Raw genomic sequence first — 23,411 nt, 5'->3', positions numbered from 1 at the left:
AAGGTTTCATTCATCCAATGTCGTGGCTGGATGAAAGTGGTTCATACAGCCTACATGAGTAAATCTTTAGATCAAGACGAAAATCTTGAGTTTGTCTCACGTGTTGGCGATGCCGAGAATGGCGCCATCTCGATTGACTCTGGAGCGTCACCCCATGGCCCTGTCCCATTCCCTCGGTTTCCCGCGCATCGGCCGCGACCGTGAACTGAAAAAAGCCCTCGAAGCCCATTGGAAAGGCGAGCTGGACGAGGCCGGGCTGCGCGCCGTTGGCCAGCGCCTGCGTGCCGAGCACTGGCAACTGCAGAAAGACGCCGGCATCGACCTGCTGCCGGTGGGCGACTTCGCCTGGTACGACCAGGTACTCGGCCATTCCCTGGCATTCGGCGTGATTCCCGAGCGCTTCCGCCCGGCCGCCGGCAAACCGACCCTGGACACCCTGTTCGCCATGGCGCGTGGCGCCGTGGCGAGCACGAACGGTTGCTGTGGCGGCGCCCACGCTCAGGAGCTGACCAAGTGGTTCGACACCAACTACCACTACCTGGTGCCGGAATTCAGTGCCGATCAGGCGTTCGCCCTGAGCTGGGAGCAGCTGTTCGAAGAAGTGGCCGAAGCCCATGCGCTCGGTCATAGCGTCAAGCCGGTGCTGATCGGCCCGTTGACCTACCTGTGGCTGGGCAAGGCCAAGGGCGATGAGTTCGACAAGCTGGAGCTGCTCGAGCGCCTGCTGCCGGTCTATGGCGAGATTTTCCAGCGCCTCGCCGAGCAAGGCGTGGAGTGGGTGCAGATCGACGAGCCGATTCTGGTGCTGGACTTGCCGCAGGCCTGGAAGAACGCGTTCGAGCGCGCCTACAACCTGATTCAGCGCGAACCCTGCCGCAAGCTGATCGCCACCTATTTCGGCGGTCTGGAGGACAACCTCGGCCTGGCGGCCAACCTGCCGGTGGATGGCCTGCATATCGATTTGGTACGGGCGCCGGACCAGTACCCGACGATTCTCGACCGGCTGCCGGCCTACAAGGTGCTGTCGCTCGGCATGGTCAACGGGCGCAATGTCTGGCGCTGCGACCTGGAGAAGGCGCTCGACGTGCTGCGCCATGCCCATGAACGCCTGGGTGAGCGCCTGTGGGTGGCGCCGTCCTGCTCGCTGTTGCACTGCCCGGTGGACCTGGCGCGCGAGGACCAGCTCGACGCCGAGCTGAAAGGCTGGCTGGCCTTTGCGATACAGAAGTGTGAGGAGGTCGCGCTGCTGGGCAAGGCCCTGGAAGCGCCGCAGGATGCCGGGGTACAGGCGGCGCTGGCGGCGAGCCGCAAGGTCCAGGCGGCGCGCGCGGCCTCGACGCGCATTCACAAGCCTGAGGTGCAGGCACGCCTGGCAGCGACGCGTGCGCGCCATGCCCAGCGCCAGTCGCCGTTCGCCGAGCGCATCGGCAAGCAGCATGAGCGCCTGCAGTTGCCGGTGCTGCCGACCACCACCATCGGCTCCTTCCCGCAGACCGCGGCCATCCGTCTGGCGCGGCAGTCGTTCCGTCAGGGCAAGCTGAGCCTGGCCGACTACACCGAGGCCATGCACAGCGAGATCCGTCATGCGGTGCAGGTGCAGGAGCGCCTCGGGCTGGATGTGCTGGTGCATGGCGAGGCCGAGCGCAGCGACATGGTCGAGTACTTCGCCGAACAACTGGACGGCTACGCCTTCACCCGCTTCGGCTGGGTGCAGAGCTACGGGTCGCGCTGCGTGAAACCGGCGGTGATCGTCGGCGACCTGAGCCGGCCACGGGCGATGACCCTGGAATGGATCCAGTACGCGCAGAGCCTGACCGACAAGGTGATGAAAGGCATGCTGACCGGGCCGGTGACCATGCTGATGTGGTCCTTCGCCCGGGAGGATGTGCCGCGTGAGGTGCAGGCCAGGCAGCTGGCGCTGGCCATCCGTGACGAGGTGGTCGACCTGGAAGCCGCCGGAATCAAGGTCATCCAGATCGACGAGGCGGCGTTCCGTGAGGGCCTACCCCTGCGTCAGGCGGCCTGGCAGGGCTACCTGGACTGGGCCACCGAGGCATTTCGCCTGAGCGCCAGCGGCGTGCGTGACGAAACGCAGATCCACACGCACATGTGCTACAGCGAGTTCAACGACGTGATCGACTCCATCGCGGCGATGGACGCCGACGTGATCACCATCGAGACCTCGCGTTCGGACATGGAGTTGCTGGCGGCCTTCGAACGGTTCGCCTATCCCAACGAGATCGGCCCGGGCGTCTATGACATCCACTCGCCGCGCGTACCCGACAGCGCCGAGATGGCCGGTCTGCTGCGCAAGGCGGCGCGGCGCATCCCGCTGGAGCGGCTGTGGGTCAACCCCGATTGCGGATTGAAGACCCGCGGCTGGCCCGAAACCGAGGCCGCGCTGGTCAACATGGTCGCGGCAGCCCGGCAGTTGCGCGCGGAACTGGCCTGATGTTCCGCCCGTAACGCCCAGGCCCCTCCTGCCAGCCGGTACGGAGGGGCACGCTCTGCATGGGCCTTTGGTCACTTGCCGGGCAACCGTTCGTCCTCGTTCATCAAACTGTCACGCTTGTGTGGCAGCGCCGTCGAGCGACTTTCACCAGAATCGCGTTTCAGTGGGGTTCTATGTTTCTGGTGTTCTTCATGCGTGCACTCATCTTCATTGCCGCGTTGCTGTGCGGCGTGCAGTCTTTTGCTGCCAATCGTTGCGATCTGTCCGAGCCGACCCGCTATGCGGACGTCGGTGACGTTCGCCTGGCATACCAGAGCGTCGGTCGCGAGCGCGACCCGGCGCTGCTGCTGATCATGGGCCTGGGCGGGCAGCTGATCCACTGGCCCGACGAAGTGGTCGAGCGTCTCTGTCAGCAGGGCTTCCGGGTCATTCGTTTCGATAACCGCGATGTCGGCCTGAGCAGCTGGCGCAAGCCCGCGCCGAGCATCAACCTGCCTTACGAAGTGGTGCGCTACCGCCTGGGACTGTCGCTGGGGGCGCCCTATCGCCTGCGTGACATGGCAGGCGACGCGCTGGGCTTGATGGACGACCTGGGTATCGGTGTTTTCCATGTCCTGGGGGCGAGCATGGGGGGCATGATCGCTCAGCACCTGGCCGATCTGGCGCCGCAGCGGGTGCTCAGCCTGACCCTGGTGATGACCAGTTCCGGTGCCCAGGGCCTGCCGGCACCCAGCGATGCGCTGGTCGCGCTGCTGGCGCGGCGCGAGGCCGGCAGCCGCGAGGCCGCGCTGCAGCAGCAGGCCGACCTGCTCGCGGCGCTGGGCAGCCCGTCGGTCAAGGATGATCGCGCATTGCTGTTGCATCAGGCCGAGGTGGCTTACGACCGGGCCTTCAATCCCGAGGGCGTGCAGCGGCAGCTGTTGGCGATTCTCGCCGAGTCGAGCCGGGTCGAGTTGCTCAACCGCCTGAGCGTGCCGACGCTGGTGGTGCATGGCACCGCCGACCCGCTGCTACCGGTGATGCATGGTGTCCACGTGGCGGCGCACATCAAGGGCTCGGAGCTGAAGCTGATTCCGGGGCTGGCCCACCGTTTCCAGGATGCCTTCAAGGAACCGCTGCTGGCCGCAGTGTTGCCTCACCTCGCGGCTCACCGCGGCGACCTCGGGCTGGCCCACCTGTAGCGAGATCAGAGCTCCTGATTGTGCTTGATCGCGTCGCGGCGCTGCTGGCTGTCGATGTGCTCGCTGCTGTGGCGGATCAGCTTGTCCGCCATGGCCATGCGCTCGATATAGCGCTGGATGCTCTGCTCGGCATCGTGGCGCGAGAGGTAGGGGCCTTCCAGCGTGCCTTCGCGGGTGGCGAAGAAATACTGGCCATTGACGGCGCTCAGGCGTGAACTGCGGTAGTGCGTGCCCGGTTGGGGGTCGACGGTGCGTTGGCCGAACATGACGAGAGCTCCATCTGCAGGTGCTGGATAGGCTGAGTCTACTGCGAGCGGAGCGGCTTGCCCGGCAAGGCGACCAATGGTCGAAGTTACCGGCCGTTGGCTACTGGTTGGCGTTTTTTATTGAATTTTGACGCCGGCCTGCTGACGCATGAGGCATGCCAGGCGGTACAGTTGCGCTCGGCAAGCGAGCCGAACTGTCACTGTGCTGGTGCGTCGGCCTCTCCTAGAATGGCCGGCTGCGGTCGACGCGTCCAGTCGACCGCGCTGCTGAGGTTGCCATGCACATTTCCTCCGGCCGCTGGATGTACGGCCTGCTTCTCGCCCTGCTCACATCGCTGCTCTGGGGCATCCTGCCGATCAAACTGAAAGAAGTCCTGCAGGTCATGGACCCGGTCACGGTCACCTGGTACCGCCTGACGGTGGCGGGTTCGCTGCTGCTGGCCTACCTCGCCGCCGCTCGCCGCCTGCCACGTTTCCGCCCGCTCGGGCGCAAGGGTGCCTGGCTGCTGGCCCTGGCCATCGGCGGGCTGACGGCGAACTACGTGCTGTACCTGGTCGGGCTCAGGCTGTTGAGCCCCGGCACCACGCAACTGGTGATCCAGGTGGCGCCGATCCTGCTGCTGATCAGCAGCCTGTTCATCTTCCGCGAACGCTTCAGCCTGGGTCAGGCGCTGGGCCTGATGGTGATGCTGCTGGGCTTCGGGCTGTTCTTCAATCAGCGCCTGGGCGAGCTGCTGACATCGCTGACGACCTATACCACCGGCGTGCTGACCGTACTCGCCGCCGCCTTCGTCTGGACCTTCTACGGCCTGGCGCAGAAGCAGCTGCTGACGCTGTGGAGTTCGGTGCAGGTGATGATGGTCATCTACCTGTCCTGCGCCTTGCTGCTGACGCCCTGGGCGCAGCCGCTGCAGGTGCTGGAGCTGAGCCCGCTGCAAGGCTGGCTGCTGTTGGCCTGCTGCCTCAATACCCTGGTGGCCTACGGCGCCTTCGCCGAGGCGCTGGCGCACTGGGAAGCGTCGCGGGTCAGTGCCACCCTGGCGCTGACGCCGCTGGTGACCTTCGTTTCCGTGGCGCTGGCTTCCACCTGGTGGCCCGACCACGTGCTGCCCGAGGCGGTCAACTGGATCGCCTACGCCGGTGCGGTGGTGGTGGTGCTCGGCTCCGCCCTGACCGCCCTCGGGCCCTCGCTGATGGCCAGCCTGCGCGCGCGCAAGGCCAGGCGCCTGGCGGCCACGCAGGCCTGATCAGTCCAGCGGCAGTTCGGTGGTGCGTTTGACCTCGCTCATGGCGATGTGCGAATGCGCTTCGTGCACATGCGGGCGCTGCAGCAGGTGGTCGCGCAGGAAGCGCTCGTAGTCGGCGATGTCCTTGGCCACCACCTTGAGCAGGTAGTCCGAGCTGCCGGCCATGCTGTAGCACTCCAGCACCTGCGGATAGCCGACCACGGCCTGTTCGAACTCATCCAGATTGCCGCGACCGTGCGCCGACAGCTTGATGTCGACGAACACGGTGATGCCGAAACCCAGGCGCTTGTGGCTGAGCAGCGCGACCTTGCGCTCGATCAGCCCGTCTTCCTGCATGCGGTGGATGCGCCGCCAGCAGGGTGACTGCGACAGCTCGACCTTCTCGGCCACCTCGGCGGCGGAGAGGTCGGCATTGTGTTGCAGCAGGCGGAGAATCCTGCGGTCGATGGCGCTGAGCTTATCCTGCATGACTATTTCCATTTTCTTGTGATTGTTGGAAGGATCATGCGAAGTATTGTCCTGCAATCTGAAAAATAGAAAGAAAAAAGCGGAACCCTCCAGTCATGCTTTAGGCAAATCCGTCGTGGTGATCCTGCGGTCGGATGCAACGGAGCGTGTTTACCGTCGCGCTCCTCGTGCTCGCCATAAGAATAAAAGGAGCGCTCCATGTCCCTGGCCGAAATCCGCCTGGATGACAAATATCGCCTCGCTACCGGTCACCTCTACCTGACCGGCACCCAGGCCCTGACCCGCCTGCCCATGCTGCAGAAGCAGCGTGACGCTGCCTTCGGTCTGAATACCGCGTGTTTCATCTCCGGCTATCGCGGCTCGCCCCTGGGCGGCCTGGACAAGAGCCTGTGGGACGCGCGCGACTACCTCAAGCAGAACCACATCCACTTCCAGCCGGGCGTCAACGAGGAGCTCGGGGCGACGGCCGTATGGGGCAGCCAGCAGGCCAACCTGTTCCCGGGGGCGCGTTACGACGGCGTGTTCGCCATGTGGTACGGCAAGGGGCCGGGGGTGGACCGCAGCGGCGACGTGTTCAAGCATGGCAACTCGGCCGGCGTCTCCAGGCATGGCGGCGTGCTGCTGCTGGCGGGCGACGACCATGGCTGCAAGTCCTCGACCATCGCTCACCAGAGCGAGCATGCCTTCATCGCTGCGTCGATTCCGGTGCTCAATCCGGCCAACGTTCAGGAGGTCCTGGACTACGGCATCATCGGCTGGGAGCTGTCGCGCTACAGCGGTTGCTGGGTGGCGCTGAAGACCATCGCCGAGAACGTCGACTCCTCGGCCGTGGTGGATGTCGACCCGCTGCGCGTGCAGGTGAAGATTCCCGAGGACTTCCAGCTGCCCGAGGATGGCGTGCACATCCGCTGGCCGGACCCGCCCCTGGCGCAGGAGAAGCGCCTCAACGTCTACAAGATCTATGCAGCTCGCGCGTTCGCGCTGGCCAACAACCTCAACCAGGTGAAGCTCGATTCGCCGAACCCGCGCCTGGGCATCATCACCACCGGCAAGTCCTACCTGGACGTGCGCCAGGCCCTGGATGACCTGGGTCTGGACGAGGCGCTGTGCGCCAAGGTCGGTCTGCGCGTGCTCAAGGTCGGCATGAGCTGGCCGCTGGAGCCGGTGTCCGTGCACCAGTTCGCCGAAGGGCTGGACGAAATCCTGGTAGTGGAGGAGAAGCGCAGCATCATTGAGGACCAGCTCACCGGTCAGCTCTACAACTGGCCGGTGGGCAAGCGCCCGCGGGTGGTCGGCGAGTTCGACGAGGAGGGCGGTTCCCTGCTGCCCAACCTGGGCGAGCTGACCCCGGCGATGATCGCCCGGGTGATCGCCAGGCGCCTGGCGCCGATCTACAGCAGCCCGGTCATCGAGGAACGCCTGGCCTTCCTCGACGCCAAGGAAAAGGCCCTGGCCGCGCCCAAGCACAAGACCGTGCGCACCCCGCACTTCTGCTCCGGCTGCCCGCACAACAGCTCGACCAAGGTACCGGAAGGCAGCCGCGCGCTCGGCGGCATCGGTTGCCACTATATGACCCAGTGGATGGATCGCAGCACCGATACCTTCACCCAGATGGGCGGTGAGGGCGCGACCTGGATCGGCCAGGCCCCCTTCACCGACACGCCGCACGTGTTCCAGAACCTGGGCGACGGCACCTACTTCCACTCCGGGCACCTGGCCTTGCGCGCCGCCGTCGCGTCCGGGGTCAACATCACCTACAAGATCCTCTACAACGACGCGGTGGCCATGACCGGCGGCCAGCCCATCGACGGCGAGCTGCGCATCGACCAGCTCAGCCAGCAGGTGCATGCCGAGGGCGTCAAGCGCATCGCCCTGGTCAGCGACGAGCCGGACAAGTACCCGACCCGCGCCACCTTCGCGCCGGGCGTGACCTTCCATCACCGCCGCGAGCTGGACGCCGTGCAGCGTGAGCTGCGCGAGTTCAAGGGCGTTTCGGTGATTCTCTACGACCAGACCTGCGCGACCGAAAAGCGTCGTCGGCGCAAGCGCGGCAAGCTGGTCGACCCGGCCAAGCGCGTGTTCATCAACCCGGATGTGTGCGAAGGCTGCGGCGATTGCAGCGTCAAGTCCAACTGCCTGTCGGTGCTGCCGCTGGAGACCGAGCTGGGGCGCAAGCGCGAGATCGACCAGAGTGCCTGCAACAAGGACTACAGCTGCCTCGAAGGTTTCTGCCCTAGCTTCGTCACCGTGCATGGTGGCGGCTTGCGCAAGCCCGAGGCCGTGGGCCTGGGAGCCCTGTTCATCGCCTTGCCGGAGCCGAAACAGCCTGCGCTGACGCGTCCCTGGAACATTCTGCTGCCCGGTGTGGGTGGCAGCGGCGTGACCACCGTCGGTGCGCTGCTGGGCATGGCCGCGCATATCGAAGGCAAGGGCTGCACCGTACTTGACCAGGCCGGCCTGGCGCAGAAGTTCGGCCCGGTGATCACCCATATCCGCATCGCCGCGCGGCAGAGCGATATCTACGCGGTGCGCATCGCGGCCGGGGAAACCGACCTGTTGCTGGGTTGCGATCTGGTGGTGGCTTCCAGCGAGGAGTCGCTGGCCAAGCTCAATGACAAGATCGCCCACGCGGTGATCAACAGTCACGAGTCGGCCACGGCCGAATTCACCCGCAACCCCGATGCCCAGGTGCCGGGCGCGGCGATGCGCGAGGCGATCAGCGAGGCGGTGGGCGAGGGCAAGACCCGCTTTGTCGATGCAACGCGCCTGGCCACGCGCTTGCTCGGCGATAGCATCGCCACCAACCTGTTCATGCTCGGTTTTGCCTACCAGCGCGGCCTGGTGCCGGTTTCGGCCGAGGCCATCGACAAGGCCATCGAACTCAATGGCGTGGCCGTGCAGTTGAACCAGCAGGCGTTCCTCTGGGGGCGGCGCGCGGCACATGACATGGCTGCGGTGGAGAAGCTCGCCGCGCCCAAGGTGGTCGAGGCTCCGCATTGCAGCACGCTGGACGAGATCGTCGCCGACCGCATGCAGCGCCTGAGCCTGTACCAGAACGGCGCCTACGCCGAACGTTACCGGGCGCTGGTCGAGCGCGTGCGCCAGGCGGATAGCGACGCCGGGCAGGCGCTGAGCAAGGCGGTCGCGCGTTATTACTTCAAGCTGCTGGCCTACAAGGACGAGTACGAAGTGGCGCGGCTGTACAGCGAGGCGACGTTCCGCAAGCGTCTGCAAGAGCAGTTCGAGGGCGACTACCAGTTGCAGTTCCACCTGGCACCGAGCTGGTTGAGCAAGCCCGATGCGGTGACCGGCGAGCCGCGCAAGCGCAGCTTCGGTCCCTGGATGCTCAAGGCGTTCGCGCTGCTGGCACGCTTCAAGTTCCTCCGCGGTACGGCGCTCGATCCCTTCGGGTACAGCACCGAGCGACGTCTGGAGCGTGAGCTGATCGAGGAGTACGAGGCCAACCTGGCCTACCTGCTCAGCGAACTGAACGCGGACAACTACCGCACCGCCGTGGCGCTGGCCGAACTGCCGGAGCAGGTGCGCGGTTATGGCCACGTCAAGGAAGCCGCCATGGACAAGGTGCGCGAGCAGGCCGTGCAGCTCAAGGCCCGCATGACCGTCAGCGAGATCGCGGCGGTGCAGCTGTTCGAACCGGCTGCCTGATTCTTCAAGCATCCCCCTTGCCACCCCCTCCCGTGCGGGAGGGGGATGGCCTTTTACGATCTGAATACCGAGGTGATTCGATGTCCGTCTTCACTCATGTCGACTTCGACCAGCACGAACAGGTGGTCTACGGCCACGACCAGGCCAGCGGCCTGAAAGCCATCATCGCCATTCACGACAGCACGCTCGGCCCGGCGCTCGGCGGTTGCCGCATGTGGAACTACGCCAACGACGACGAGGCCTTGCGCGATGTGCTGCGTCTGTCGCGTGGCATGACCTACAAGTCTGCGCTGGCGCGTCTGCCGCTCGGAGGTGGCAAGGCGGTGATCATCGGCGATCCGCACCGCGGCAAGAGCGAGGCGCTGTTCCAGGCCATGGGCGACTTCGTCGACAGCCTGGGCGGACGCTACGTCACCGCGGCGGACTCCGGCACCGGGGTGAACGAGATGCGCATCATGGCCGAGCGCACGCGCCATGTCGCCGGTGCCGGGCAGCGCGAGGCCTTCGGCGGTGGCAGCCGCGATGGCGACCCGTCGCCGTCCACGGCCTATGGCGTGTTCATCGGCATCCAGGCCGCCGTCGCACATCGCATGGGGCGGGCGGATCTGAACGGCATCCGCGTGGCCATCCAGGGGGTGGGGCAGGTCGGTTTCCACCTGGCCAGGCTGCTCCGCGAGGCCGGTGCGCAACTGTGGGTGACGGACATCTTCGAGGCCAACGTGCAACGTGCGGTCGCTCAGCTGGGGGCCACGGCCGTCGACCAGAACGCGATCTACGGCCTCGACGTCGACGTGTTCGCCCCCTGCGCACTGGGCGCGATCATCAATCTGCAGAGCCTCGAGAACCTGCGTGCGCCGATCATCGCCGGCGCGGCCAACAACCAGCTGGCCGACGCCAGCCTGGCCGAGCTGCTGCGTCGCCGTGACTGCCTGTATGCACCGGACTACGCGATCAATGCCGGCGGCATCATCGATGTCTGCTACGAGCGCACCGGTGGCAGTGCCGCCGAACTCAAGGCGCATATCGAGAGCATCGGCCCGACCCTGACGGAAATCTTCCAGCGCGCCGAGCGGGAAGGCGAGACGACCACCGCGATAGCCGACCGCATGGCGCTGGAGCGCCTGCACGGTGGTGTGCCCAGCGTGCGTGCCTCGACAGCCTCTGCGGCGGTTGCCCACGGCTGGCAGCGCTAGGCCGCGAACGGATCGCGACATGACAAACGCGCCGGTCGTCGCTAAGATGCCGCCCGGCCGTTGCGAATACGGCCGTGTCCCCTTAGTTCAACGGATAGAATAAGCCCCTCCTAAGGGCTAGATGCTGGTTCGATTCCAGCAGGGGACGCCATCTTCTTTCGCGCCGATCTGGCGTGCTTCTCCGCCTTGTTCCCTGATTCTGCATGAGCGACCTTCGCTCGCCATGCCGTCCAGTCGCCTCGCTGTATCCCTCTCTTCGCTGTCGCTTCGCGGATCCAGAGCATGCTGTCTCTGTATCCCTCGCTTCGTCTTCATTTCAGGCGCGCGAGACCTTTAGATCAGACCTTTTGTTCCCTGCTTGACTGCCCCGGCAGTCGTCTCGGGTGCCGTGCTAAGACGCGTGTCTCGATATAAGTATTTGTTCTTAAGCGCTGTTGCAAATCATTATCATGTGGTTTTAGTATCTGCCCACTTTCATCCGGACTGATGAGGCGCAACGTGACCACGGAACTGCCCTACGACTTCATTGCAATAGGCATCGGGCCTTTCAATCTCGGGCTGGCATGCCTTGCGGAGCCTCTGGGAACCCGCAGCCTGTTCCTCGACAGGAAGGCCGAATTCAGCTGGCACCCAGGCATGCTGCTGGACGGCACCACGCTACAGAATCCCTTCCTTGCCGATCTGGTCTCGATGGCCGATCCCACCAGTCGTTTCAGCTACCTCAACTACTGCAAGCAGCAAGGCCGCTTGTACAACTACTACATCCGCGAGAACTGGTACCTGTCGCGTCAGGAATTCGATCGTTACTGCAAATGGGCGGCGGCGCAGCTCGACAACCTGCGCTACCAGCACGAAGTGCAGGAGGTCTGGTACGACGAGTCGCTGTCTTGCTACGTGTTGGCCGGTGTGCGCGGCGATACCGGCGAGGGTTTCCAGTACCGCTGTCGCAAGCTGGTGATCGGTATCGGTGGTGTGCCGCACATTCCTGTCTGCTGCAGCCCCGGCGATGCTCGCCAGGCGGTGCATACCTCGGGTTACCTGGACAGCAGGGAGGCACTGCAGCGTTGTCGCAGTATCACGGTGATCGGCAGCGGGCAGAGCGGTGCGGAGGTGTTTCAGGACTTGCTGGAGCAAGCCCCGCAGCATGGATACCAGCTGAACTGGGTGACCCGTGCGCCGCGCTTCTTCCAGATGGAAAATGCCAAGCTCACCCTCGAGTTGATCACGCCGGACTATGGTCGCTATTTCTATGGCCTGGGCGAGGGGGTCAAGCAGCAGATCCTCGACGACCAGCGCAGTATCTACAACGGTATCAATCAGTCGCTGATCGAGCGCATCTACCACACCCTCGATGAGCGCCAGCAGCAGGGACTCTCCGGTGCCAGGCTGCTGCCGAATCTGGCGTTGCAGCAATGTCGGCGCGAGGGTGGCGGCCAGTGGCAGCTAGAGTTCCAGCATGGCCAGACGGGCGCCCGCTATGGTCACACGACGGATGGCCTGGTGTTCGCGACCGGTTATCGCTACCAGTTGCCGAGTTTCATCGAGGGCATTCGTGCGCGCATTCGCTGGGATGCGCAGGGGCGCTACGCAGCGTCGCCGAACTGGGCGGTAGATCATCAGGATCGCGAGATCTACGTGCAGAACGTCGGCTTGCACAGTCATGGCCTGACCAACCCGGATCTCGGTCTGGCGTGCTGGCGCAATGGCCGGCTGCTCAACGAGCTGACCGGGCGCGATGCCTATCCCTGCGAAGCGCGTACCACCTACCAGGACTTCCAGCCGCCACTCGACAGCGGTTTCGTTGCGCTCGGGCCGGGGAGCGCCTCTGCATGAATCTGCGTACCACCATTCTGATCATGTCGGGCTTCGGCGTGATCAGCGATTCGATTCTGATCGCGTTCTACCCGCAATTCTTCGAGACCCGTTACGGCGTGACCAGTCCAGTGCATGTGGGCGCCTACATCGCCGCCATCTCGATTGCGGTGATGTGCATGTTGCCCGTCTGGGCGCGTGTCGCCAGGCGTATCGAGACCATGCACCTGCTGTTCTACACCCAGGGAGTGGCTGCACTGTTCTGTCTGGCTTCGATCTGGGCGCCGAGCGTCGAGAGCTACTGGTTGCTCAGTCTGATGATGTTCATGACCAAGGCCAGTTACCTGCTGATGTTCCCCTACCTGATGCGCCTGGAGGCGCCAGAGAATCACAGCCTGGTGATCGGTCTGCTGTCGGTGGTCATCCACATCGGCGCGATCTTCGGTGCGGCTGTCGGCGGCATGGCGCTGGAGCATTACGGGCCCAGCTTCTGCATCGCCCTGATGGCGGCTGGTGACCTGGCGCAGATGGCCCTGTGCCTGTACCTGATCCGCAGCGGGAAAGTGGTCAGGGTGCTCAGTCGCGAGGAGAAGACCGGCCAGGCACCGGTGCCGCGGCGTAGCCCGCAGGCGCTGTCGGCGCTGCTCAAGCTGTGCCTGCTGATGTTTCTCTTCGACTTCAGCGCCTATCTGGTACGGCCTTTCTTCACCCTGTACTGGGAGGCACGTACGGGGCTGCACGAGCCTCTGCTGACCGGCCTGGTGTTCGCCATCCCCGGCATCGTCGCCTTGCTCGCGCTGCTGCTCAAGCATCTGCTCGCGCAGCCACCGCGCTGGGTCGATCACACCCTGTTCAATCTGCTGCTCGGGGCATCGGGCCTGGCGCTGCAGGCCAGCGAGTCGCTGGAGCTGATCATCATCGGTCGCTGCCTGTACGGGTGGGCGCTGTATCAGGTGATCGTCAAGCTCGAGGTCACTCTGTTCAAGGTCAGTACGCCGGATGCGTATGCCCGCGATTTCGGCGTCACCAACTTCTTCCAGAACCTTGGCGTGCTGCTGTCCTCGTTCGGCGCCGGGTTCCTGGTCAACCTGGTCGGTATTCCGCTGACCTTCGTCATCGCTGCGGCAGGCCTGCTGCTCACGGCGATCATCGACCGCGGCTGGTTCGGCGTCGATCGCCGGCATGCCGCTCAGGGAGAACTCTGCCATGCCAACTGAGGCCACAGTGTCGCGCAATCCGCGTGCATCGCTAGACCCGAAATTCAGCCTGCGCCCGTTGCGTCTCGACGAGGATGTCGCGGTGATCCACCCCTGGTACCAGATGGACTACGCCCATTACTGGAACATGCAGGACATGACCCAGGAGGCGACCCGCGACTTCTACGCCGATGCCATGGGGAGCGGCCACATGCGTGCCTTCATGGGCTGCTATCGAGGTGCGCCAGCGTTCGTCATGGAGTGCTACGACCCCCGGCACGACCCGCTCGGTGAGCTCTATGCGGTGCAGCCTGGCGACCTCGGCATGCACTTTTTCGTCGGTCCGAGCAAGGAGCCGATTCGCCACTTCACCCGTGACGTGCTGCGCGCGGTGATGGCCTTCCTCTTCGACGAACTCGGTGCCCGCCGCGTGGTGGTGGAGCCGGATATTCGCAATCACAAGGTGCATCGCCTGAACCGTCTGGTCGGCTTCGTCGAGCAAGGCCCTGTCGATCTACCTGCCAAGACCGCTCTGCTGGCGTTCTGCACGCCCGCCGACTTCTTCCAATCACTTGAAGGATCAAGCCCGCTATGACTTCTCCTCGTCTGGATCATCCTGCCGACGCCGTTGCCCACCTCAGCCCCGAGCTGTGGCACAGGGTCAACCGTCTGCTGGTGCGCAAGGCCATCGCCGAGTATGCCCATGAGCAGCTGTTCGACCCGCGCCTGTTGGGCGCAGCCGAGCGTGAAGGCTGGCAGCGCTACGAGCTGCAGGCAGATACCGAAGGCTGTGTGTACCACTTCGAAGCACGCACCATGGCCTTGCGCCATTGGCATATCGAGCCGGCCAGCATCGAGCGCGTGCTCGATGGCCAGCAGCAGACGCTCGATGCGCTGACCTTCGTCATCGACTTCAAGCGGACGCTGGGCATCCCGGCGGACAAGCTGCCGGTGTATCTGGATGAGATCAGCAGCACCCTCTACGGTGCGGCCTTCAAGCACGGCGAACGGGCACTGAGCAGTGCCGAGTTGGCGGATGCTGACTACCAGACCATCGAGGCGGCGATGATCGAGGGCCATCCCGGCTTCGTTGCCAACAATGGCCGCCTGGGTTTCAACGCCTTCGACTATCACGCCTACGCACCGGAAACCGGCTCGCGCTTCGCCATCATCTGGCTCGCGGTACACCGCGACAACGCACATTTCGCCGCCGTGCCGGGGCTGGATCACGAACAACTGCTGCGCGACGAGCTGGGCGAGGCGCAGCTGCTGGCCTATCGCAAGCAGCTGCAGGAGCAGGGGCTGAATAGCGATGACTACCTGCTGATGCCGACGCACCCCTGGCAGTGGTTCAGCAAGCTGAGCCTGATGTTCGCCGCCGATATCGCCCAGCGCAAGATCGTGCCGCTGGGGCGCAGCAGCGATGAGTACGTGGCCCAGCAGTCGCTGCGCACCTACTACAACATGTCGCAACCGCAGCGTTGCTACGTGAAGACCTCGCTGTCGATCCTCAACATGGGCTTCATGCGTGGCCTGTCGCCTTACTACATGGCGGGTACGCCGGCGATCAACGCGTATCTGGATCAGTTGATCAGCAGTGACCCGGTGCTGCAGGCGTATGGTTTCAGCATCCTGCGCGAGGTCGCGTCGGTCGGTTATCGCAACCGCTATTACGAGGCGGCGCTGGAGACTGACAGCCCGTACAAGAAGATGCTCTCGGCGCTGTGGCGGGAAAGCCCCGGCAGCCGCCTGCAAGGCGGCGAGCGGCTGATGACCATGGCGGCGCTGTTGCACGTCGACCCGCACGGCCAGGCACTGCTGCCCGAGCTGATCCGCCGCTCCGGGCTCACCGCGCAGGCCTGGATGCGCCGCTACATGGATGCCTTCCTGCGTCCGCTGATGCACTGCTTCTATGCCCACCACCTGGTGTTCATGCCACATGGCGAGAACCTCATCCTGGTGCTCGACGGCCATGTGCCGGTGCGCGCGATCATGAAGGACATCGCCGAAGAGTCGGCCATCCTCGACAAGGATGCGCAGATGCCAGCGGGCCTGGAGCGTCTGGCCGTGGATGTGCCGGAGGACTACAAGATCCTCGGCATCTTCATCGATGTGTTCGATGGTGTGTTCCGCCACATGAGCCAGATTCTCGAAGAGAACCAGTGCATGAGCGAAACCGAGTTCTGGCGTGGTGTCGCGGAGTCGGTGATCGACTATCAGCGTGCGCACCCGGAACTGGCCGAGCGCTTCGCGCGTTACAACTTCTTCGCGCCGAACTTCCTGCATTCGTGCCTGAACCGTCTGCAGCTGAAGAACAACCTGCAAATGGTCGACCTGGCCAACCCGGCAGGCAGTCTGATCATGGCCGAGCCGCTGAACAACCCGGTCGCTGCGTTTGCACCTCGCAACGAGCACGAAACGGCACCACGGCGTATCGCCGAGCTGCAGCGCTAGCTGCTCGCCCCGTCAGGCAACGCCGGCGGGGCAACGATTTCCATGGCCCGGATTGGGTCATAGCCCAGAGCCTGAGGCGTTGCTGCGCCGACGCGGGCGGGATCGGTACATGCCGTTTTCCGCCAGCCGGTGCCCGCCTTGAGCTCGCTGCAAGGAGCCAAGCATGTACAACCCCAGTCGCACCGCTCAATTTGCCGCTACGCCCTACGATTTTCGCGCCACTCAGCCGCAGTTGCCGATCCACAGCTACTGCGATCCGGCGATCTACGAATGCGAACAGGAGCTGATCTTCCGGCACTGTGCCAACTACATCGGCCACGAGAAGATGGTGCCCGAGTTGGGCGACTGGTACGCGCTGCCGCATGAGGAGCACAGCCGCATCCTGGTGCGCAACGAGCATGGCGTGGAACTGCTGTCCAATGTTTGCCGTCACCGCCAGGCGCTGATGCTTGGCGACTTCAGCCCCGGCAGTGATGCCGACACGGTGCGCCGTGGCAACCTGCGTACCACCGGTGGTCGCATCATGTGCCCGCTGCACGCCTGGACGTACGACACCAGCGGACTGATCGTGGGGGCGCCGAAGTTTCCGGAGAAACCCTGCCGGAACCTGCCGCGCTACCCCCTGCACAACGTCTCCGGCTTCCTGTTCGAAGGGCCACGCGATCCGGTCGCGGACATCGGCGCGTTGTTTCGCCGTCCGGACATGGACTTCTCCGACTACCAGCTCGATCACGTCGAGATGCACCCGTGCAAGTGCAACTGGAAGACCTTCATCGAGATCTACAACGACGACTACCACATCGCCTCGTTCCATCCCGGTCTGCGCCGTTACGTGCGCAGCGAGGGGCTGCAGTGGGATTACGGCGACTGGTACAGCCTGCAGCGTATCAACGTGAACCCGAACCTCGCACGTGCCGGCACCGACACCTACCGCGCCTGGCACGAAGGCCTGATGGCCGTGCATGGCGATGCCGCACCAGCGTTCGGCGCGATCTGGGCCAGCTACTACCCGACCCACATGATCGAGGTATTTCCCCACGCGCTGGTGCTTTCCACCGTTTACCCGAAGGGCGTGCACGAGTGCCTTAACGTCGTCGAGTTCTATTACCCGCAGGCGCTCTGCGAGAACAACCGCGAGCTGGTCGAGGCGCACCGCGCGGCCTACATGGAGACCGCCATCGAGGACGACGAGATCGCCGAACGCACCGATGCCGGCCGGCGGGCGCTCTATCAACGCGGTATCGATGACAGTGGCCCGTACCAGATACCGCTGGAGGAGGGCATGCAGCACTTCCATGGCTGGTATCGCCAGGTGATGGGGCAGGCCCTGGCTGCCCAGCACCGTTGAGACATGCAGATCGGAGTGGCATGGAGGTTATTGCGATGAACTGAAGTCCCCTTGCGCTGTGCCCACGCTTTATCCAACTCAATCAAGAAAAAAGTGTCTGCCCATGAAAACGATGTATCACTCAGAACACCGGGTGCGCCTGCGCGCTGCCTGCAGTCCCCGCGTACTGGCCATGGCGCTGTGCGTGTTGCCGTTGGCCTGGCCGGTGGTGGCCGCCGAAGTCGATGAGGATGGCGATGCGCTGGTGTTGCAGCCCATCAGCGTCACCGGCGTCAACCGGGCGCCGCCGGTCGTCACCGAACAGAGCGACTCCTACACCCTGGGGAGCAGTGGTACGGCGACCAAGCTCGACCTGACGCCGCGGCAAACGCCGCAGACCATCACCAGCGTGAACCGTCAGCAACTCGATGACTTCAAGCTCGGCAACGCCAACGATGCCTTGCAGGCGGCGGGCATCGGTGTACAGCGCGTGGAGACCGACCGCACCTACTTCACCGCGCGTGGCCTGGACGTGAACAACTTCCAGATCGACGGCATCGGCGTACCCTTCTCCTCTGAAGAGCAGATGGGTGACATCGATACCTTCCTCTACGACCGCATCGAGATTCTCAAGGGCGCCAATGGCCTGACCTCCAACCCCGGCAATCCGTCCGCGACGATCAACTTCGTACGCAAGCGACCGACCCGTGAGACCCAGGCGCAGCTGGGCTTCAGCTATGGCTCCTGGCAGACGCGGCGCCTCGAGGCCGACGTGTCCGGCTCCCTCAACGACAGCGGTACACTGCGTGGGCGCGCTATCGTCGCCGGGCAGGAGGGCAATTCCTACCTGGATCGTTACCAGCCGAGCAAGACGCTGTTCTCCGGCATCCTGGAGGCCGATCTGACCGACAGCAGCACCGCGACCATCGGCTACTCCAAGCAGCGCAACCGGCCGGAAGGGATCATGTGGAGCGCGTTGTCGCTGTACTACACCAATGGTTCCAAGGTGCACTACGACCGCTCGCACAACACAGCGCCGGACTGGAGCTACTGGGACACCGATGACGAGCAGACCTTCGCCGAACTGAAGACCGACTGGGGCGGTGGCTGGCAAACCCAGGTGACCCTCAACTACCGCGAGATCGGTTCCGACGCCGAAATGCTCATGGCTGGCGGTGTGCCGGATGCCACCACCGGGCTTGGCCTGTACACCTATGGGTCGAAGTTCGATCGCACCGAGCGTCAGCTGCTGGGCGACGCGTCGGTGAAGGGGCCGTTCGAGCTGTTCGGTCGAACCCATGAGGTGGTCCTGGGCAGCAACTGGTCGCGTACCCGTGCGCACTGGACATCCAGTGACGATGCCATCGTCCAGTCGCTGCCACCGGTGTGGGATTACGACGGCGACTATCCGCGTCCGGATTTCGCCAACGTCACCAGCTGGGCCGACTACACCGTCTACCGCCGCAGCTACTACGTGGCCGGGCATTTCTCGCTGAGCGACCAGCTGAAGCTGATCACCGGCGTCAACCACACCAACCTCAAGAGCAGCGGTGAGCGCGTCGGTGAAGGCCATCAGTACGACAAGAACAAGTCGACGCCCTATGTCGGCCTGACGTACGACCTCAACGACAACTACTCGCTGTACACCAGCTACACCGAGATCTTCAGTCCGCAGTACCAGGTCGATCGAAACCATGCCTTGCTCGAGCCGATCGAAGGCAACAGCATCGAGGGCGGGATCAAGGGTGAATGGTTCGACCGTCGTCTCAATGCCAGCTTCGCGCTGTTCCGCACCAAGCAGGACAACACCCCCGAGTACGCCGGCTTCGATGCGGCGGAGGGCTTCTCCTACTATCAGGGCGTGGACACCAAGGTCGAAGGCTTTGAAATGACCGTGGCGGGGCAACTGACACCGGGCTGGGAGGCCAGCGCGGGCCTGACGCATCTGTTCTCCCTGCGCGATGGCGATGGCAGCAGCACGCGCACCTTCATTCCGCAGAACACCCTCTACCTCGCGACCACCTATCGGGTGCCGCAGGTGCAGGGATTGAAGGTGGGGGGCAGCGTCAACTGGCAGAGCGAGATCTTCCGCGAGCAGGGCACTTCGACGACCGGCGAGACCATCGTCAGCCGTCAGGGCTCCTACGCGGTGGTCAATGCACTGGCGAGCTATGACATCGACCCGCACTTCAACGTATCGCTCAACGTCAACAACCTGTTCGACCGCAAGTACCTGACCAGCCTGTACTGGGCGCAGTCGTACTACGCACCGTCGCGCAATGCGACCCTGAGCCTGACCTGGAAGTACTGAGTCCTTCCACCAGCCCCGCCTGAACCCAGGCGGGGCTTTCTATTCAGCCGGCAGCTTCAGCAGCGCTTCGCTGATGGCTTCCGCCAGGTACTGCACGCTGAACACGCCGCCGTGAGTCCAGGTCGCGCGCATGCTGGTCAGGCGCTGCTGGCGCACGAATGGCATGGCCTGCCACAGCCGTGTGGTGAACAGACGCTCGTGCTGGGCGAAGGGTTCGATGTAGATCACCACGCCATCCTCGATGCCGCCGAGCTGGGTAACCGGCGCCTGGGTACTGCCCCAGCGGCTGACCGGTACCGCTTGCGCAGGCTGCAGGCCGAGCAGGGTCATGGCGTGCTGCGGTAGCGAATTGGGGCCGAAGATGTACACCTGGGTCGCTGACGCGAAGCGGATCAGGGTGACCTTGGGCAGTTCGCCCGCAAAGTGAACGAGCAACTGCTGGCGCAAGGCGTCGATGCGCTGTTGCATCTGGTGCAGGCGTCGGTTTGCCAGGTCGCTGCGTTGCAGGCGTGCGGCCAGATCCAGATAGTTGCTGCGCTGTAGTTCCAGGTTGTCCTGTTTCTGGGTGAAGTCGCCATAGCTCAGCACCGGCGCGATGCGCTCGAGGGGGGCGCGAATGTCCTCCAGCAACGGGGTGATCAGGATCAGCTCGGGGCGCAGCTGCGCCAGCCGTTCCAGATTCGGCTCGGTGCGACTGCCGGCGTTGACCACGTCGGCTGGCAGCGTCGGGCGTACCACCCAATCACGATAATCCGGAGCATCGGCCACCGTCAGCGGGGTGATACCCAGCTGCAGCAGGTGCTCGGCGGGTTCCCAGCTCAGTGCGGCAATACGCGGCTCGCCCGACAGGGCCAGTGGCGAGCAGGCGAGCAGGGGCAGGCACAGCAACAGGGTACGGCGCTTCATGACAGGCGTCTGTGCAGCAGAAGAAGGATGAAGTAGCTGCCGCAGAGTATCGATGCAACGATGCCCAGCGGGATCTGCAGCGGGAATATCAGGTTGCGGCCGATGGCATCGGCCAGCAGCATCAGCAGGCCACCAAGCAACGCGGCGAGCGGCAGTTGTTGCTGAACGCGCCGCGCACCGAGAGTCGCCGCCATGTGTGGTGCGAGCAGGCCAAGAAAGCTCACCGGGCCGACGAGGCTGGTCACCAGTGCGCAGAGCAGGGCCACCAGCAACAGCAGCACCAGGCGCGTTGCCGGCACATCCAGGCCGCGCCCGTGAGCGATGCCGTCTCCCGCCGTGAGCAGGTCCAGCGCGCGCTGCCAGAACAGGCTGAGACCGATCAGCAGGCTTACGCCGCCCCCCAGCACGCAGGCTTGCAGCGCGCTGACGCGGTAGGTCGAGCCCGCCAGCCAGCCGAGCAGCGCCAGGGAGTCCGACGACCCCTGGCTGAGTGCCAGTTGCAGCGCAGTGTTGAGCAGGGCCGCGAGCGCCATGCCGACCAGCACCATCAATCCTGGCGAGTACTGCTGCTTGCGCCCCAGCAGCACCAGCGTCGCCAGGACCAGCAGGCAGCCGATGAACGCGGCAATCGGCGCAAGCAACCAGAACAGCGCCTGGCCGAACAGCAGCAGGCTGATCATCACCACCAGCGCTGCGCCGGCGCTCAGGCCAAGAATGTCCGGGCTGGCCAGTGGGTTGTGCAACAGGCGCTGCAGCAACACGCCGGCGACGGCCAGGCCTGTGCCGGCGGCTGCCGCACTGAGCAAGCGCGGCCAGCGTAGCGACCACAGCACGTCCGATGGCCAGGCCAGCTGCCAGCCCTGAGGTTCAAGCTGCAGGCACAGGCCAAGCAATGCAGTGAGTGCCGTGGCCGATGCCAGCAGCCACCAGGTACGACTGCTGCAGCGCTCGCGGCCCCGCGGCAGGTCCAGCGACTGCCTGGTTTCCGCAGCGCGTTGCTGCCGGGACAGCCAGAGCAGGGCCGGCGCGCCGACCAGCGCGGCAACCGCGCCTGTCGGTATCTGCTCGCCCAGCCAGCGGCTGAGCAGCAGCGCCATGGCGTCGCTGGCCAGTAGCACCAGCATGCCCAGCAAGGCGCTGTAGAGCAGCTCGTCGCGGGCCGTGCGTGCGCCGCACAGATGCGCCAGATTGGGAGCCAGCAGACCGATGAAGCCGATGAGGCCGACGGCGGTGATGGCTGCGGAAGTCATCCACAGTGAGACGAGAAACAGCGTCAGTAGCGCTGGCAACAGATTCAGTCCGCGCCCCTGGGCGGCGGTACCGCCCAGCTTGAGCAGGGTCAGCGCGCGCGGCGCCAGCCAGAGCAGCAACAGCCCCGGCAGCAGTTTGGGCCAGAGCCAGCTGACCCAGGACCAGTCGATCTGCCCCAGGTCGCCCGCGCCCCAGATGAACAGGCCGCGTGTCTGCTGCTGGTTGAGTATCAGCACGGCAATGGCCAGCGCACCGAGCAGCAGGTTCATGGCCATGCCCGCGAGTATCACCGGCAGGCCGGCGATGCCATCACGTCCGGCAATCAGCAGGACCAGCCCCACGCTCAGCAGCGCCCCGACCAGTGCAGCCCAGTGACCTTGCACGGCAGCGAAGGCGGGGAAGGCCAGGCTGGCGACCAGCAGCCCGAGCCAGGCGCCGGACGCGGCACCCAGGGTCATGGGGGATACGAGGCGGTTCTGCGTCAGTTGCTGCAACAGGCTGCCGGACAGCCCCAGGGCCGCGCCCACCAGCAACGCCATGACCATGCGTGGCAGGCTGGCCAGGTGAAATTGCAAGGCGGTGAAGCTGTCGCCTTCGGGGAAGTTCAGCGTCCAGTGATCGAGGCTGAGATTGAGGTGCAGCAGGGCAATGAGCAACAGTCCGAGGAGCGTCGCCGCGTAGCGGCAAGCATCCGCCTTCAGCGGCCGGCAATCGTCGACCGGGTACTGTGCGCTGTCGACTTCAGCCAAATCGGGGCGCTCTGTTGTCACGAAGAGGGGCGTGGGCCGAGCAGCGTGCGAGCATCAGCAGACCAGCTCTTCGCGAAAACGCTGCAGGCGCTCGGCGGGTTTCAGTCTTGGACAGCCGGCACAGGGCTCGCCATCGGCGCGACGAAAGTGTTGGCAGCAGGCGTTGCGCCCCAGTGCCAGGCACTGGCGACCGTCGTCCAGGCTGACTTCGACCAGCGGGCTCTTGCCTGGCAGTCCCAGTGCTTGCAGCCACTGTTCTTCCAGCTCGCGCAACTGTGCATTGCCCAGGTTCTGGTGGCGTTGCAGCAGAAGCAGTGCCGCGCGGGCGCAGTCGGCGATCAGCAGGCGGGCCAGCTTGGGGTAGATGGTGGAGACGCTGTTGAACTCCTCGAGCTGATGTTCCAGCAGGTTCATCAGTCGTTCAGCTGCGTTCTCGACCAGTTTCCGGTCGCCTGTGCACAGCGCGCAATCAGGCGGAAGGTTGAAACCACCGACGAAGCCCTGCTGGATCGACTGCCCCATTCGCTTCAGGCAGGGCACGCGGCGCTCCAGGTGAGCGGCCAGCAGGCTGAGGTAGATGGGTTGCCAGATCAGCAGGGTCCAGCAGCGGGTGGACCAGTAGTGTCGCCCGGCCTCGGGGTGGGCATGCTGCCAGTAGTCATGCAGCGCGGCGATGCGCTCCTGATTGCCTTGGCCTCCGCACAGGAGCTGGTCGCTGCGCACGGGAGCCACGTTGCCGTTCAAGCCTGGCAGGCAGAGGGCGACGGACTTGAGCAGGGCGTCGAGGTCGGTGGCAGGGTGCATGGCGATCGAATCCGGAAGCTTCGCGAATGGAGCGCGTCGGTAGAAGCGACCGGAATAATCTAGCAATCAAATGCTAGTAATACAAATTATCATTTGCGTATTCAGTGTGCGTCACGCACAAAAAGGCC

General features: G+C 64.6%; 15 protein-coding genes, 1 tRNA gene and 1 pseudogene. 12 read left to right on the top strand and 5 right to left on the bottom strand.

Going from position 1 to position 23,411, the window contains the following annotated elements:
• Nucleotides 1-154: 154 nt before the first annotated feature.
• Nucleotides 155-2,452 (top strand): 5-methyltetrahydropteroyltriglutamate--homocysteine S-methyltransferase, encoded by a 2,298-nt coding sequence (metE, locus tag EWH21_RS16420; RefSeq protein WP_277698845.1) that lies wholly within the window; start codon nt 155-157, stop codon nt 2,450-2,452.
• 191 nt (nt 2,453-2,643) lie between these two features.
• Entirely contained in the window at nt 2,644-3,633 is a 990-nt protein-coding gene (locus EWH21_RS16415; protein WP_277698844.1) for an alpha/beta hydrolase, read from the top strand.
• A 77-nt stretch (nt 3,634-3,710) separates the two neighbouring features.
• Here the strand turns inward: EWH21_RS16415 and EWH21_RS16410 are convergent.
• Nucleotides 3,711-3,899, bottom strand: a pseudogene (locus EWH21_RS16410) (DUF6316 family protein); the annotation flags it as partial.
• A gap of 278 nt (nt 3,900-4,177) precedes the next feature.
• Here EWH21_RS16410 and EWH21_RS16405 point away from each other — a divergent pair.
• Entirely contained in the window at nt 4,178-5,146 is a 969-nt protein-coding gene (locus EWH21_RS16405) for a DMT family transporter (protein WP_179554559.1), read from the top strand.
• Here the strand turns inward: EWH21_RS16405 and EWH21_RS16400 are convergent, their stop codons facing one another.
• Nucleotides 5,147-5,614: an Lrp/AsnC family transcriptional regulator gene (locus EWH21_RS16400; RefSeq protein WP_037055653.1), complete on the bottom strand. Its 468-nt coding sequence runs from the start codon at nt 5,612-5,614 to the stop codon at nt 5,147-5,149. It lies immediately after the preceding gene.
• 198 nt (nt 5,615-5,812) lie between these two features.
• Between EWH21_RS16400 and EWH21_RS16395 the strand changes: the two genes are divergently transcribed.
• From EWH21_RS16395 to EWH21_RS16355, 9 genes are all read left to right on the top strand, one after another.
• Entirely contained in the window at nt 5,813-9,280 is a 3,468-nt protein-coding gene (locus tag EWH21_RS16395; RefSeq protein WP_277698843.1) for an indolepyruvate ferredoxin oxidoreductase family protein, read from the top strand.
• Between the two features lie 80 nt (nt 9,281-9,360).
• Nucleotides 9,361-10,473, top strand: coding sequence for a Glu/Leu/Phe/Val dehydrogenase dimerization domain-containing protein (locus tag EWH21_RS16390; protein WP_047585723.1), 1,113 nt, complete (start codon nt 9,361-9,363; stop codon nt 10,471-10,473).
• A 76-nt stretch (nt 10,474-10,549) separates the two neighbouring features.
• Nucleotides 10,550-10,624 (top strand) — tRNA-Arg (locus EWH21_RS16385).
• A 347-nt stretch (nt 10,625-10,971) separates the two neighbouring features.
• Nucleotides 10,972-12,306: a SidA/IucD/PvdA family monooxygenase gene (locus EWH21_RS16380; RefSeq protein ID WP_277698842.1), complete on the top strand. Its 1,335-nt coding sequence runs from the start codon at nt 10,972-10,974 to the stop codon at nt 12,304-12,306.
• Complete coding sequence (locus tag EWH21_RS16375; RefSeq protein ID WP_277698841.1) at nt 12,303-13,502, top strand: MFS transporter; 1,200 nt, start codon at nt 12,303-12,305, stop codon at nt 13,500-13,502. Before EWH21_RS16380 ends, EWH21_RS16375 begins: the two co-directional genes overlap by 4 nt.
• Entirely contained in the window at nt 13,492-14,076 is a 585-nt protein-coding gene (locus EWH21_RS16370) for a GNAT family N-acetyltransferase (protein WP_277698840.1), read from the top strand. The genes EWH21_RS16375 and EWH21_RS16370 overlap by 11 nt, the downstream gene beginning before the upstream one ends.
• A complete protein-coding gene (locus EWH21_RS16365) occupies nt 14,073-15,935 on the top strand; it encodes an IucA/IucC family siderophore biosynthesis protein (protein ID WP_277698839.1) in 1,863 nt (620 codons plus the stop codon). Before EWH21_RS16370 ends, EWH21_RS16365 begins: the two co-directional genes overlap by 4 nt.
• Nucleotides 15,936-16,098: 163 nt before the next feature.
• Entirely contained in the window at nt 16,099-17,283 is a 1,185-nt protein-coding gene (locus tag EWH21_RS16360) for an aromatic ring-hydroxylating dioxygenase subunit alpha (RefSeq protein WP_047585713.1), read from the top strand.
• Nucleotides 17,284-17,386: 103 nt separating this feature from the next.
• Nucleotides 17,387-19,573 carry a TonB-dependent siderophore receptor gene (locus tag EWH21_RS16355; protein WP_277698838.1) on the top strand — a complete coding sequence of 729 codons (2,187 nt, stop codon included), beginning with the start codon at nt 17,387-17,389 and terminating at the stop codon, nt 19,571-19,573.
• Between the two features lie 39 nt (nt 19,574-19,612).
• Here EWH21_RS16355 and EWH21_RS16350 read toward each other — a convergent pair whose 3' ends face one another.
• From EWH21_RS16350 to EWH21_RS16340, 3 genes are read right to left on the bottom strand one after another with little or no spacing between them, the layout of a single operon-like run.
• Entirely contained in the window at nt 19,613-20,479 is an 867-nt protein-coding gene (locus EWH21_RS16350) for an ABC transporter substrate-binding protein (RefSeq protein ID WP_047585711.1), read from the bottom strand.
• Nucleotides 20,476-22,479 carry a Fe(3+)-hydroxamate ABC transporter permease FhuB gene (gene fhuB, locus EWH21_RS16345; protein ID WP_277698837.1) on the bottom strand — a complete coding sequence of 668 codons (2,004 nt, stop codon included), beginning with the start codon at nt 22,477-22,479 and terminating at the stop codon, nt 20,476-20,478. Before fhuB ends, EWH21_RS16350 begins: the two co-directional genes overlap by 4 nt.
• Before the next feature lie 54 nt (nt 22,480-22,533).
• A complete protein-coding gene (locus tag EWH21_RS16340) occupies nt 22,534-23,283 on the bottom strand; it encodes a siderophore ferric iron reductase (RefSeq protein WP_277698836.1) in 750 nt (249 codons plus the stop codon).
• Between the last annotated feature and the right edge of the window lie 128 nt (nt 23,284-23,411).

Origin of the sequence: Pseudomonas sp. REST10, from assembly GCF_029542605.1 — a bacterium.
GTDB lineage: Bacteria > Pseudomonadota > Gammaproteobacteria > Pseudomonadales > Pseudomonadaceae > Aquipseudomonas > Aquipseudomonas khazarica.
Note: the sequence above shows the minus strand (reverse complement) of the source record. Positions and strands in the feature narration are given on the sequence as shown.

Bases quoted from the DNA above. Each gene is read 5' to 3' on its own strand.
- EWH21_RS16415 (WP_277698844.1), top strand. From the start codon at position 2,644: ATGCGTGCACTCATCTTCATTGCCGCGTTGCTGTGCGGCGTGCAGTCT.
- EWH21_RS16390 (WP_047585723.1), top strand. From the start codon at position 9,361: ATGTCCGTCTTCACTCATGTCGACTTCGACCAGCACGAACAGGTGGTC.
- EWH21_RS16395 (WP_277698843.1), top strand. From the start codon at position 5,813: ATGTCCCTGGCCGAAATCCGCCTGGATGACAAATATCGCCTCGCTACC.
- EWH21_RS16355 (WP_277698838.1), top strand. From the start codon at position 17,387: ATGAAAACGATGTATCACTCAGAACACCGGGTGCGCCTGCGCGCTGCC.
- metE (WP_277698845.1), top strand. From the start codon at position 155: ATGGCCCTGTCCCATTCCCTCGGTTTCCCGCGCATCGGCCGCGACCGT.
- EWH21_RS16370 (WP_277698840.1), top strand. From the start codon at position 13,492: ATGCCAACTGAGGCCACAGTGTCGCGCAATCCGCGTGCATCGCTAGAC.
- EWH21_RS16360 (WP_047585713.1), top strand. From the start codon at position 16,099: ATGTACAACCCCAGTCGCACCGCTCAATTTGCCGCTACGCCCTACGAT.
- EWH21_RS16400 (WP_037055653.1), bottom strand. From the start codon at position 5,614: ATGCAGGATAAGCTCAGCGCCATCGACCGCAGGATTCTCCGCCTGCTG.
- EWH21_RS16405 (WP_179554559.1), top strand. From the start codon at position 4,178: ATGCACATTTCCTCCGGCCGCTGGATGTACGGCCTGCTTCTCGCCCTG.
- EWH21_RS16375 (WP_277698841.1), top strand. From the start codon at position 12,303: ATGAATCTGCGTACCACCATTCTGATCATGTCGGGCTTCGGCGTGATC.
- EWH21_RS16365 (WP_277698839.1), top strand. From the start codon at position 14,073: ATGACTTCTCCTCGTCTGGATCATCCTGCCGACGCCGTTGCCCACCTC.
- EWH21_RS16340 (WP_277698836.1), bottom strand. From the start codon at position 23,283: ATGCACCCTGCCACCGACCTCGACGCCCTGCTCAAGTCCGTCGCCCTC.
- EWH21_RS16350 (WP_047585711.1), bottom strand. From the start codon at position 20,479: ATGAAGCGCCGTACCCTGTTGCTGTGCCTGCCCCTGCTCGCCTGCTCG.